11 protein-coding genes are annotated in these 12,457 nt (G+C 73.1%); 3 read left to right on the top strand and 8 right to left on the bottom strand.

Annotated features, from left to right (window positions below; genetic code table 11):
* The first annotated feature begins 123 nt into the window (after positions 1-123).
* On the top strand, positions 124-1,806 hold the full coding sequence (locus tag AQJ30_RS27015) for a PucR family transcriptional regulator (protein ID WP_067239182.1): 1,683 nt from the start codon (positions 124-126) through the stop codon (positions 1,804-1,806).
* Positions 1,807-1,836: 30 nt separating this feature from the next.
* On the opposite strand, the gene AQJ30_RS27010 is transcribed toward AQJ30_RS27015, so the two are convergent.
* From AQJ30_RS27010 to AQJ30_RS26980, 7 genes are all read right to left on the bottom strand, one after another.
* Entirely contained in the window at positions 1,837-2,289 is a 453-nt protein-coding gene (locus AQJ30_RS27010; RefSeq protein WP_067239180.1) for a hypothetical protein, read from the bottom strand.
* Positions 2,290-2,412: 123 nt separating this feature from the next.
* Positions 2,413-3,843 (bottom strand): NAD(P)/FAD-dependent oxidoreductase, encoded by a 1,431-nt coding sequence (locus AQJ30_RS27005; RefSeq protein WP_067239177.1) that lies wholly within the window; start codon positions 3,841-3,843, stop codon positions 2,413-2,415.
* Between the two features lie 27 nt (positions 3,844-3,870).
* Positions 3,871-4,671 carry an ABC transporter permease gene (locus tag AQJ30_RS27000; protein ID WP_067239174.1) on the bottom strand — a complete coding sequence of 267 codons (801 nt, stop codon included), beginning with the start codon at positions 4,669-4,671 and terminating at the stop codon, positions 3,871-3,873.
* The gene (locus AQJ30_RS26995; protein WP_067239172.1) at positions 4,671-5,600 is read right to left on the bottom strand and encodes an ABC transporter permease; all 930 of its coding nucleotides are present in this window, start codon (positions 5,598-5,600) and stop codon (positions 4,671-4,673) included. Before AQJ30_RS26995 ends, AQJ30_RS27000 begins: the two co-directional genes overlap by 1 nt.
* Before the next feature lie 2 nt (positions 5,601-5,602).
* Positions 5,603-6,769, bottom strand: coding sequence for an ABC transporter ATP-binding protein (locus tag AQJ30_RS26990; RefSeq protein WP_067239169.1), 1,167 nt, complete (start codon positions 6,767-6,769; stop codon positions 5,603-5,605).
* The gene (locus AQJ30_RS26985; protein WP_067239166.1) at positions 6,766-8,016 is read right to left on the bottom strand and encodes a polyamine ABC transporter substrate-binding protein; all 1,251 of its coding nucleotides are present in this window, start codon (positions 8,014-8,016) and stop codon (positions 6,766-6,768) included. Before AQJ30_RS26985 ends, AQJ30_RS26990 begins: the two co-directional genes overlap by 4 nt.
* A 51-nt stretch (positions 8,017-8,067) precedes the next feature.
* Positions 8,068-9,630, bottom strand: a complete 1,563-nt coding sequence (locus tag AQJ30_RS26980; protein WP_067239164.1) for a gamma-aminobutyraldehyde dehydrogenase — start codon at positions 9,628-9,630, stop codon at positions 8,068-8,070.
* A gap of 213 nt (positions 9,631-9,843) precedes the next feature.
* On the opposite strand from AQJ30_RS26980, the gene AQJ30_RS26975 reads away from it, so the two are divergent.
* The gene (locus tag AQJ30_RS26975; protein ID WP_067239162.1) at positions 9,844-10,428 is read left to right on the top strand and encodes a riboflavin biosynthesis intermediates N-glycosidase; all 585 of its coding nucleotides are present in this window, start codon (positions 9,844-9,846) and stop codon (positions 10,426-10,428) included.
* On the opposite strand, the gene AQJ30_RS39565 is transcribed toward AQJ30_RS26975, so the two are convergent.
* Positions 10,421-11,179, bottom strand: a complete 759-nt coding sequence (locus tag AQJ30_RS39565; protein ID WP_245727138.1) for a DUF4190 domain-containing protein — start codon at positions 11,177-11,179, stop codon at positions 10,421-10,423. The genes AQJ30_RS26975 and AQJ30_RS39565 overlap by 8 nt on opposite strands.
* Before the next feature lie 97 nt (positions 11,180-11,276).
* Here AQJ30_RS39565 and AQJ30_RS26965 point away from each other — a divergent pair, with 97 nt between their 5' ends.
* Positions 11,277-12,452 carry an adenosine deaminase gene (locus AQJ30_RS26965; protein ID WP_067239297.1) on the top strand — a complete coding sequence of 392 codons (1,176 nt, stop codon included), beginning with the start codon at positions 11,277-11,279 and terminating at the stop codon, positions 12,450-12,452.
* Positions 12,453-12,457 lie beyond the last annotated feature (5 nt).

Here is a 12,457-nt window from a genome sequence, read left to right as displayed (position 1 = left end):
CGTACCGCGTCACGGTCGAACGGACGCACGGCACTCCTCCAGTGAGGCAGAATCGCCCCAGGCCCTTCATACGATGTGGCCAAACGATCACCCGACGATCACGTCCGCCGACCTGAAGGCGCCATGCCCCCCACCCTCGCCTCGCTCGTCCACCACTCCGCGCTCAAGCTGACCGTGCGCGCGGGCGAGGACCGCCTCGACGTGCCCGTGCGCTGGGCGCACGTCAGCGAACTCGCCGACCCCGTGCCGTACATGGAGGGCGGGGAGCTGCTGCTGATCACCGCGCTGAAGCTGGACGCGGAGGACCCGGAGGCGATGCGGCGCTACGTGCGGCGCCTGGCGGGGGCCGGCGTGGTCGGGCTGGGTTTCGCGGTCGGGGTGAACTACGACGAGGTCCCCGCGGCCCTGGTCGACGCCGCCGCGCAGGAGGGGCTGCCGCTGCTGGAGGTGCCCCGGCGCACGCCGTTCCTGGCGATCAGCAAGGCGGTGTCGGCGGCGATCGCGGCCGACCAGTACCGGGCGGTCACCGCGGGCTTCGCGGCCCAGCGGGAGCTGACCCGGCAGGCGCTCACGGCCGGCCCCGAGGGGCTGCTCGCCGCGCTCGCGCAACAGGTCGACGGCTGGGCGGCGCTGTACGACGCCTCCGGCGCGGTCGTGGCGACCGCGCCGGAGTGGGCGGGCCGCAGGGCGGCGCGGCTGACGGCGGAGGTGGAGCGGCTGCGGGAGCGGCCGGCGCCGGCGTCCTCGGTGGTGGGCGGCCCGGGCGGACCCGACGCCGACGACCGGGTCGAGCTGCACTCGCTGGGCACCGGCCGCCGCCCGCGGGCCGCGCTCGCCGTCGGCACCGCGGCCGCCCCGGGCACCGCCGAGCGGTACGCGGTGCACTCGGCGATCGCCCTGCTCACCCTGATCACGGAGCGCTCGCGCTCGCTGCACGCGGCCGAGCAGCGGATCGGCGCGGCAGTGCTGCGCATGCTCCTCGCGGGCGAGCCGGACCACGCCCGCGCCGTCGCCGGCGACCTGTACGGCGAGCTGCTGGACGCCCCGTTCCGGATGATCGTCGCCGAGGCGGCGCCCGGCCCCGCGGCCCGCGCCCACACCGACGGGCCGGCCCCGGCGCGCGGGGCCGCGGCGAAGTCCGCGGAGGCGACGGGCGCCCCGCTGGACGCGCTGGCGGAGGCGCTGGAGGCGGCCGCGGCCCGCTCCGGCGAGGCGGTGCTGGTGGTCCCGGAGGGCGAGCGGCTGGTCGTCCTGGCGCCGGACGGCGGGGCCGCGGTGACGGCGTGCGCGGACTTCGCGGCGGCACTGGAGGCCGGGCGGCCCGCGGGCGGGGCCCGCGAGGCCGGGGACGACGGCGAGCTGGTCGTCGGGCTGTCGGCGCCGGCCGGGCCGATCGCGGCGGCCTCCGCCTACAAGCAGGCCGAGCAGGCGCTGTCGGTGGCGCGGCGGCGGGGCCGGGTGTGCGTGGAGCACGAGCAGCTGGCCGCCGGTTCGGTGCTGCCGCTGCTCGCGGACGACGCGGTGCGGGCGTTCGCGGACGGTCTGCTGCGAGCGCTGTACGAGCACGACGCGACCGGGCGCGGTGACCTGGTGGCCTCGCTGCGGGCGTGGCTGTCCCGGCACGGCCAGTGGGACGCCGCCGCGGCGGACCTCGGCGTCCACCGCCACACCCTGCGCTACCGGATGCGCCGGGTGGAGGAGATCCTCGGCCGCTCCCTGGACGACCCGGACGTGCGCATGGAGCTGTGGCTGGCGCTGAAGGCGACGTCGTCGGACCAGGGGCCGGGCGCGCACACCCGCCCGTAGCCCGACCGCCTGCCGCCTGCCGCCTGCCGCCTAGGTCTCCTCCCCCCGGGCGCGCTGGGCCGCCGCCTCGTGCAGGGCCAGTTCCAGGAGGGCGGGGTCGGTGAGGGTGCCGGAGCCGTCCGGTGACACCAGCCAGCGCACGCCACGGGCGGCCCGGCCCGGGTGGGGCACCACGATCCAGGTGCCGCTGCCGGCCGTGCGGATGCCGGTGCCGACCCAGCGCGCGGCGGTGCCCGGCGGGACGAAGAACCCCATCCGGTCGTCCCCGAAGTCGGCCAGCACCGGGCCCGGCCGGTCCAGGACGCGGGTGAGCACGTCGAGCGTGGGGTAGCCGAGCTCGCCCGGCAGGATCAGGACGTCCCAGGCCCGGCCGGCGGGCAGCAGCGCGACCCCGTGGGGGTTGCGCTCCCATTCCCAGCGGCACGCCTCGGGGTCCGGTGCGACGGATGCCAGCCACTCGACCGCCGTCTTCGCCCCAGTCATGACGACCTCCCTCTGTGTCGTGGACGCGGTCGCGTCACGAGGGAGAGGGAGGTCCCGGCCGGGCATTACGCGGGTTCGGCCCACCTATTTCCCGAAGGCCGGGTCACGGCGGGCCGGGCCGCGTCAGCTGTCGAAGCCCAGGCCGAGCCGGTCCATGGCCCGCAGCCACAGGTTGCGCCGCCCGCCGTGCGCGTCGGCGCGGGCCAGCGACCACTTGGTGAGGGCGATGCCGGTCCAGGCGAACGGCTCGGGCGGGAAGGGCAGCGGCTTCCTGCGGACCATCTCCAGCTCGGTGCGCTCGGTGCGCTCCCCCGCGAGCAGGTCGAGCATCACCTCGGCGCCGAACCGGGTCGCGCCCACCCCGAGGCCCGTGTAGCCGGCCGCGTAGGCCACCCGGCCCTGGTGGGCGGTGCCGAAGAACGCCGAGAAGCGGGAGCAGGTGTCGATGGCGCCGCCCCACGCGTGCGTGAAGCGCACCCCCTCCAGCTGCGGGAAACAGGTGAAGAAGTGCCCGGCGAGCTTGGCGTAGGTCTCGGGCCGGTCGTCGTACTCGGCGCGGACCCGGCCGCCGTAGGGGTAGATCGCGTCGTAGCCGCCCCACAGGATGCGGTGGTCGGCGGACAGCCGGAAGTAGTGGAACTGGTTGGCCGAGTCCCCGAGGCCCTGCCGGTTCTCCCAGCCGACCGACGTCAGCTGCTCGGGCGTCAGCGGCTCGGTCATCAGCGCGTAGTCGTAGACCGGGACGGTGTAGGCGCGCACCCGTCGGACCAGGCTGGGGAAGACGTTCGTGCCGAGGGCCACCTGGCGGGCGCGGACCCGCCCGTAGGGGGTGCGCACCGCCATGCCGGCGGCGCCGTACGGCTCCAGGGTGAGGGCGGGGGTGTGCTCGTACAGGCGCACGCCGAGGCGCAGACAGGCCTGCTTCAGGCCCCAGGCGAGCTTGGCGGGGTGCAGCATGGCCACGCCCCGGCGGTCCCACAGGCCGGCCTCGAAGGTGGGCGAGGCGACCTGGGCGCGCACCGCGTCGGCGTCCAGGAACTCGACGCCATCGGCGAGGCCCCGGCGCTCGGTCTCCTCGTACCAGTCGCGCAGCTCCCGTGCCTGGTAGGGCTCGGTGGCGACGTCGATCTCGCCGGTGCGCTCGAAGTCGCAGTCGATGCCGTACCGGGCGACGGCCCGCTCGATCTCGTCGAGGTTGCGCTCGCCGAGCCGCTGGAGGGTGTGGATCTCGTCCGGCCAGCGGCTGAGGCCGTTGGCCAGGCCGTGGGTGAGGGAGGCGGCGCAGAAGCCGCCGTTGCGGCCCGAGGCGGCCCAGCCCGCCTCGCGGCCCTCGATCAGGACCACGTCCCGCCCCGGGTCGCGCTCCTTGGCGACCAGCGCGGTCCACAGGCCGCTGTAGCCACCGCCGACGACGAGCAGGTCGCAGGTCTCGGCGCCGGTGAGGGCGGGCTCGGGGCGGGGCCTGCCGGGGTCTTCCAGCCAGTACGGGACCGGCCGGGCTTCGGAGAGTGCCTTCGTCCAGTGATGTGCAGAACTCATGGCGCGTGGGGCCATGATGTCAACTCCCTACGGTGTTCCGGATCACGCCTTGCGCTTGGTGCGGCGGTTGCTGATGACCATGGCGGTCAGGACGAGCAGGACGGCGACGAGGAACATGGCCGTCCCGATGACGTTGATCTGCACGGGCGTCCCGCGCTGGGCCGAGCCCCAGACGAACATCGGGAAGGTCACCGTCGAGCCCGCGTTGAAGTTGGTGATGATGAAGTCGTCGAAGGACAGCGCGAAGGCGAGCAGCGCGCCCGCGGCGATGCCGGGGGCGGCGATGGGCAGGGTGACCCGCAGGAAGGTCTGCACGGGTCCGGCGTAGAGGTCGCGGGCGGCCTCCTCCAGGCGCGGGTCCATCGACATCACGCGGGCCTTGACGGCGACGACGACGAAGCTGAGGCAGAACATGATGTGGGCGATGAGGATCGTCCAGAAGCCGAGCTGGGCGCCCAGGTTGAGGAACAGGGTGAGCAGCGAGGCGGCCATGACGACCTCGGGCATGGCCATCGGCAGGAAGATCATCGAGTTCACGGCGCCGCGGGCCCGGAAGCGGTAGCGGACCAGCGCGAAGGCGATCATCGAGCCGAGGACGGTCGCGCCGATCGTCGCCCAGAGGGCGATCTGCAGGCTGATCGACAGCGAGCCGCACAGGCCGGACACCCCGCAGGGGTCCTGCCAGGCCGCGGTGGAGAACTGCTGCCACTCGTAGTTGAAGCGGCCCTTGGGCTGGTTGAAGGAGAACACCGTGACGACGATGTTCGGCAGCAGCAGGTAGCCGAGCGTGATCAGGCCGGCGATGACGACCAGCCGGCGCTTGAGCCAGGTGACGACGGGCATCAGACCAGATCCTCCGTCCCGGACCTGCGGATGTAGAAGGTGACCATGAGCAGGATCGCCGCCATGAGGATGAACGACAGGGCCGCGGCGGTCGGGTAGTCGAGGACCCGCAGGAACTGGGTCTGGATGACGTTGCCGATCATGCGGGTGTCGGTGGAGCCGAGCAGTTCGGCGTTGACGTAGTCGCCGGAGGCCGGGATGAAGGTCAGCAGGGTCCCGGAGACCACGCCCGGCATCGACAGCGGGAAGGTCACCTTGCGGAAGGTGGTCGAGGGCCTGGCGTACAGGTCGCCGGCGGCCTCGTGCAGCCGTCCGTCGATGCGCTCCAGCGAGGTGTACAGCGGCAGGATCATGAACGGCAGGAAGTTGTACGTCAGTCCGCACACCACCGCGAGCGGGGTGGCGAGGACGCGGTCCCCGGCCGTCCAGCCGAGCCAGTCGGTGACGTCCAGCACGTGCAGGGTGTTGAGCGCCCCCACGACCGGTCCGCCGTCCGCGAGGATCGTCTTCCAGGCGAGGGTGCGGATGAGGAAGCTGGTGAAGAACGGCGCGATCACCAGGATCATGATCAGGTTGCGCCAGCGGCCCGCGCGGAAGGCGATCAGGTAGGCCAGCGGGTAGCCGAGGAGCAGGCACAGGATCGTCGCGGCGGCCGCGTACAGCACCGAGCGCAGGGCCTGCGGCCAGTAGTCGCCCAGCGCGTTCCAGTAGGTCGCGAAGTGCCAGGTGACCTTGTAGCCCTGTTCCAGGGAGCCGGTCTGCACGGACGTGGACGCCTGGTAGATCATCGGCAGCGCGAAGAACACCACCAGCCAGAGCAGTCCGGGCAGCAGCAGCCAGTACGGCGTCCAGCGGCCGCGCCGGCGCGGCGGCTTCTTGGCGGGGGCGGCGGGGGTGAGGGGCGGGGGCGCCTCGGTGAGCGTCGACATCGCTACGCGGCCTCTTCCTCGACGGACCCCACGCCCGCGTCGATGTCCTGGTCGGCGTCGAGCCCGAAGGTGTGCGCCGGGCTCCAGTGCAGGACGACCTCCGCGCCGGGCACCAGGCGGCCGTCGCGCTCGACGTTCTGCGCGTACACCGCGAGCTCGGGGCAGACCGCGCTGTCGACGACGTACTGGGTGGAGACGCCGATGAAGCTGGCGTCGGCGATGGTGCCGGTGATGCGGTTGCGGCCCTCGGGGATGGAGCCGGCGTCGTCCGCGTGGGTCAGGGAGATCTTCTCGGGGCGTACCCCGACCAGCACCTTCCCGCCGGCCGCGGTGGGCGCGGTACAGCGCGCCGCGGGCAGGACGAGCTTGCCGCCGCCGGCCCGCAGGACGATGTCGTCGCCGCTGCGGGTGTCGACCTCGGCCTCGATCAGGTTGGAGGTGCCGAGGAAGTTCGCGACGAACGTGGACCGCGGGTTCTCGTAGAGGTCGGCGGGCGCGCCGAGCTGCTCGACACGGCCGGCGTTCATCACGGCGACCGTGTCGGCCATGGTCATGGCCTCCTCCTGGTCGTGCGTGACGTGGACGAAGGTGATGCCGACCTCGGTCTGGATGCGCTTGAGCTCCAGCTGCATCTGGCGGCGCAGCTTCAGGTCGAGGGCGCCGAGGGGCTCGTCGAGCAGCAGCACCTTGGGGTGGTTGATCAGCGCGCGGGCCACCGCGACGCGCTGCTGCTGGCCGCCGGAGAGCTGGTGCGGCTTCTTGCGCGCCTGCTCGCCGAGCTGGACCAGCTCCAGCATGTCCTCGACCTGCTTCTTCACGCTCTTGATGCCGCGCCGGCGCAGGCCGAAGGCGACGTTCTCGAAGATGTCGAGGTGCGGGAAGAGGGCGTAGGACTGGAACACCGTGTTCACCGGGCGCTTGTAGGGCGGCAGGTGGGTGACGTCCTGGTCGCCGAGGTGGACGGTGCCCGTGGTGGGCTCCTCCAGGCCGGCGATCATGCGCAGGGTGGTGGTCTTGCCGCAGCCGGACGCGCCGAGCAGCGCGAAGAACGAGCCCTGGGGCACGGTCAGGTCCAGGGGGTGGACGGCGGTGAAGGCGCCGTAGGTCTTGCCGATGCCGGTCAGGCGGACGTCGCCGCCGCTGTCGTTCGTGGTCTTCATCGTGGTCACGCCCCAGTGAGCTTCGCGAACTGCGCTTCGAATGCGGTCTCTTCCTTCGCGCTCAGCGAGCGGAAGGCGTGCGACTTGGCCTGCATGGCCTTGTCGGGGATGATCAGCGGGTTGTTCGCCGCGTCCGCGTCGATCTTGGCCAGGTAGGGCTTCACGCCGTCCACCGGGCAGACGTAGTTGATGTAGGCGGCGAGCTCGGCGGCGGCCTGCGGCTCGTAGTAGTAGTCGATCAGCCGCTCGGCGTTGGTCTTGTGCCGGGCCTTGTTGGGGACCAGCAGGTTGTCGCTGGACGTCAGGTAGCCGCTGTCCGGGACGATGAAGTCGACGTCGGGGCTGTCCGCCTTGAGCTGGACGACGTCACCGGCCCAGGCCAGACAGGCCGCCAGGTCGCCCTTGGTGAGGTCGGAGGTGTAGTCGTTGCCGGTGAAGCGGCGGATCTGGCCGCGGTCGACGCCCTTCTGGAGGCGGGCGATCGCCGCGTCGTAGTCGTCGGCGGTGAAGCTCGCCGGGTCCTTGCCGAGGTCCAGGAGCGTCATGCCGACGGTGTCGCGCATCTCGGTGAGGAAGCCGACCCGGCCCTTGAGCTTGGGGTTGTCGAGCAGGTCGGAGACCGACGTCACCTCGACGCCGTCCAGCGCCTTCTTGTTGAAGGCGATCACCGTGGAGATGCCCTGCCAGGGGTAGGAGTAGGCGCGCCCGGGGTCCCAGTCGGGGCTGCGGAACTGGCCGGAGAGGTTGGCGAAGGCGTGCGGCAGGTTGGCCGGGTCGAGCTTCTGCACCCAGCCCAGGCGGATCAGCCGGGCGGCCAGCCAGTCCGTGAGGACGATCAGGTCGCGGCCGGTGTCCTGGCCGGCGGCGAGCTGCGGCTTGATCTTGCCGAAGAACTCGTTGTTGTCGTTGATGTCCTCGGTGTACGTGACCTTGATGCCGGTCCGCTTGGTGAAGGCGTCGAGGGTCGGGTGGTGCTTGCCGCTGTCGTCGACGTCCATGTACTCGGTCCAGTTGGAGAAGGCGATCTTCTTCTCCTGCGCCGAGTGGTCCTCGGCGGACGTGCCGCCCGCCGTCTTGCCGGCCGCGGGGATCCCGCAGGCGCTCAGCGACCCGAGGCCGCCCAGCGCCAGCGCGCCGCCCGCGGAGGCCCGCAGCAGCGACCGGCGGGTCAGGGCCGCCCGGCCGTTGCGGAGACTGCGCCGCATCGCGGCCACCTGGGCCGGTGAGAGACGGTCGTCGGGCTCGTACTGCTCCATGCGCGTGGTGCCCTTCCGGGAGGGTCGGCCGCGGGTCAGGCGGCCCGTTTGCTATCGGTCCCCGAAGACGGTGCGGTGCCAGTCCTTCGCAGCAACCGCCGTGTTGTCGAACATAACGTGCTTGATCTGCGTGTACTCCTCGAACGAGTACGCGGACATGTCCTTGCCGAAGCCGGACTGCCCGAAGCCTCCGTGCGGCATCTCGCTGATGATGGGGATGTGGTCGTTGACCCACACGCAGCCGGCCCTGATCTCGCGGGTCGCCCGGTTCGCCCGGTAGACGTCCCGGGTCCACGCCGACGCCGCCAGCCCGTACGGCGTGTCGTTGGCGAGGCGGAGGCCGTCGTCGTCGGTGTCGAAGGGCAGCACCACGAGGACCGGGCCGAAGATCTCCGCCTGGACGATCTCGCTGTCCTGGGGCGCGTCGGCGACCAGCGTGGGCCGATAGTACGCGCCGTTGCTGTGCTCCCCGCCGGGGATCTCGCCGCCGGTCACCACGCGCGCGTAGGCGCGGGCCCGGTCGACGAAGCCCGCCACGCGGTCGCGCTGGGCGGCGGAGACCAGCGGGCCGAGGTCGGTACCGGGCGCGAAGGGGTCGCCCAGTCGGACGGTCTCCATCAGGGCGGCCGTGCGCGCGACGAACGCCTCGTACAGGGGCCGCTGCACGTACGCGCGCGTGGCGGCCGTGCAGTCCTGCCCGGTGTTGATGAGCGAGCCCGCGACCGCGCCCTGTGCGGCGGCCTCCAGGTCGGCGTCGTCGAAGACCACGAACGGCGCCTTGCCGCCGAGCTCCAGGTGCAGGCGCTTGACGGAGGCGGTGGCGACCTCGGCGACGCGCCGGCCCACCGCGGTGGAGCCGGTGAAGGAGGTCATGGCCACGTCCGGGTGGCCGACCAGGTGCTCGCCCGCCTCCCGGCCGGTGCCGGTGACGACGTTGACCACCCCGTCCGGGATGCCGGCGGCGGTGGCGGCCTCGGCGAACAGCAGCGAGGTCAGCGGGGTGAGCTCGGCGGGCTTCAGCACGATGGTGTTGCCCGCCGCGATCGCCGGGAGGACCTTCCACGCCGCCATCTGCAGCGGGTAGTTCCACGGCGCGATGGAGCCGACGACGCCGATGGGCTCGCGGCGCACGTACGAGGTGTGGTCCCCCGAGTACTCCCCGGCGGACAGCCCGGCCAGGTGGCGGGCCGCGCCGGCGAAGAACGCGGTGTTGTCGACCGTCCCCGGCACGTCGAACTCACGGGTGAGCTTCAGCGGCTTGCCGCACTGGAGGGACTCGGCGCGGGCCAGGTCCTCGGCGCGGTCGGCGAGCACGGCGGCGAAGCGGTGCAGCGCGTCGGAGCGCTCGCCGGGGGTGGCCCCGGCCCAGCCCGGGAAGGCGGCGCGCGCCGCGGCGACCGCCGCGTCGACGTCGTCGGTGCTCGCCAGCGCGTACGTCAGGACGTCGCGGCCGGTGGCCGGGTCGACCACGGTGTGTGTGGCCGCCGAGGTGCCGTGGCGGTAGCGGCCGCCGATGAACTGCGCGCCCTGGGCGAAGCGCTCCTGAGCGGGAAAGGCGGGAAGGGCGGTGATTCCGTCGGATCCGTCCACAGGGGCGGTGTCCGGGTTCTGCATGTCGCTCTCCTGAGCCGTCGCCCCGCAGGTGCACGGGGGTGGGGTGGCGTAGCTCCAGCTCGATTTGAGTGCCGATCCTGACAGAGCGATGAGACCCTCACAAGGGATTCCGTTGTTGCCTTTCGGTTACGCGACGGAATCTGTCGACCAGGTGTCGAGTCGACGCGGAAAAGGACGGACGCAGTGTCCGTGGTGCCTGCGACACTCGCGTGCATGGTGAACGACACGGGGAGGATCGACTCCCGGGAGTCCCTGATCAGGGCGCTCCGGGCGGGGTCGACGGTGAAGTACCTCTACTTCTGGGGGCACCGGCCGCGGCCGGACGGACGCGTGGGGCCGAGCTGCCTGAGCCAGTGGTGGCCGTCACCCTTCGTGGTCGACGGGGTCGCCTACGCGACGGCCGAGCACTGGATGATGGCCGGCAAGGCGCGGCTCTTCGCGGATGCCGAGGCCGAGCGCCGAGTGCTGGCCGCGGAGCACCCCGCGGACGCGAAGAAGGCCGGGCGGCTGGTGCGGGACTTCGACGAGGCGGTGTGGGAGCGCGAGCGGTCCGGGATCGTGGTCGAGGGCAGCGTGCACAAGTTCTCGTCCGACCCGGCGCTGCGGGAGTTCCTGGTGAACACCGGGGAGCGGGTGCTGGTGGAGGCCAGCCCGGTGGACCGGGTCTGGGGCATCGGCCTCGCGGCGGACGACGCGGCGGCGGGCGACCCAGAGCGGTGGCGGGGGCCGAACCTGCTGGGATTCGCGCTGATGGAGGCGCGGAGGCGGCTGCGGGGGGAAGCGGACCGGGTCACCTGAGGATCAGCAGCAGGACCACGCCCACACCCATGAGCAAGCCCGCCGCGCCGCAGATGATCCCGGCCAGGGCGTGCCCCGGGTTGGTGGCCTCGCCCTTGGCCGCCTTGGCCCGGCCCATCACGCCGAAGATCACGGCGAGGACGCCCAGCACGATGGCCAGGGGCCACAGGCAGAAGCCGGCGGCCGAGACGATGCCGCACACCAGCGCGGCGGTGCCCATGCCGTTGCTCGGGGGCAGCATCCCGGGCCATCCGTAGGGCACGGGGAACGCGGGGCCGGCCGGGTGGCCGGGCACGGGCGGGAACCCGTGGCCGCCGCCCGGGTGGCCCTGCGGGGGCGGGAAGCCCGGGCCGCCCGGATAGCCGTACGGCACCTGCCCGGGACCGCCGGGCGCGAGGGGCGGCGGGGGGACGGCGCCGTCCTGGGGGACGCTCGGGGTGACGGGGTGCGGGGCGCCGCCGTAGGGGGTGTACGGGTCGTACCCGGCGTACGGGGGGTACGGGCCGTGCGGCGGCGGGGGTGCGGCGGGACCGGGAGCGGGGGTGACCGGCGGGGTGAAGGGGTCGGCGCCCTCCGGCCGGGCGAAGGAGCCGGGGGCGGCCGGTGGAGCGAACGGGTCGCGGTCGGCGGGCGGGGCGAACGGGTCGGCCGGCGGGGCGAAGGGATCGACGGGCGACTCGGCCCGCTCCTCCCCCTCCCCCGGCGGTCGCGCGTCCCGCGGTGCTCCTGCCGGTGTCGCGTCCTCGGACATGTGGAGCCCCCTCCGTCGTACGTTCCGTCATGCTACGGCCCCCGCCCGGACCGCCCCGCTCCCGGCCTACGATGATCCGCGAGACACCGATCAGCCGATCACCGCGTCCCGTCCGGCGGCCACCGGCCGCGGGGGACGCCGCCCCGGGGAGGACCCCTTGACCGACCACCGCGACGCACCCGCCGGCGCCACCGAGCCCACCGCTCCGAGCGGCCCCACCACCTCCGACGCCGCCCGCGTCCCCCGGAACCTGCACGCCTTCATCGCCGGGCTGCCCAAGGCCGAGCTGCACGTCCACCACGTCGGCTCCGCCTCCCCGCGCATCGTCTCCGAGCTCGCCGCCCGGCACCCCGACTCCAAGGTGCCGACCGACCCCGAGGCCCTCGCGGACTACTTCACGTTCACGGACTTCGCCCACTTCATCGACGTCTACCTGTCCGTCGTCGACCTCATCCGGACCCCGGAGGACGTCCGCCTGCTGACGTACGAGGTGGCCCGGGAGCTGCACCGCCAGCAGGTGCGCTACGCGGAGCTGACCATCACCCCGTACTCGTCGGTGCGGCGCGGCATCGACGAGCGGGCGTTCATGGACGCCATCGAGGACGCGCGCAAGGCGGCCGAGAAGGAGTTCGGGACGGTGCTGCGCTGGTGCTTCGACATCCCCGGCGAGGCCGGTCTGGAGTCGGCCGAGGTGACGGCGCGGCTCGCCACGGACGACCGGGTGCGTCCGGAGGGCCTGGTCTCGTTCGGGCTCGGCGGCCCGGAGATCGGCGTCCCGCGCCCGCAGTTCAAGCCGTACTTCGACCGGGCGATCGCTGCGGGCCTGCACTCGGTGCCGCACGCCGGGGAGACCACCGGCCCGGAGACGGTCTGGGACGCGCTGACCCACCTGCGCGCCGAGCGCATCGGGCACGGCACCAGCTCCGCGCGCGACGAGAAGCTGCTGGCCCACCTCGCCGAGCGGCGGATCGCGCTGGAGGTGTGCCCGACCTCGAACATCGCCACGCGCGCGGTCCGCTCGCTCGACGAGCACCCGATCCGGGAGTTCGTCCGGGCCGGCGTGCCGGTCACGATCAACTCCGACGACCCGCCGATGTTCGGCACCGACCTGAACAACGAGTACGCGGTCGCCGCCCGCCTGCTCGACCTCGACGAGCGCGGCCTCGCCGGCCTCGCCAAGGCCGGGGTGGAGGCGTCCTTCCTGGACGCACCCGGCAAGGCCCGGATCACGGACGAGATCGACGCCTACACGACGCGCTGGCTGACCGCCTGACACCG

It is taken from the genome of Streptomyces longwoodensis, assembly GCF_001514125.1.
In the GTDB taxonomy this organism is placed as follows: Bacteria; Actinomycetota; Actinomycetes; order Streptomycetales; family Streptomycetaceae; genus Streptomyces; species Streptomyces longwoodensis.
This window is presented reverse-complemented; position numbering and strand designations above follow the sequence as displayed.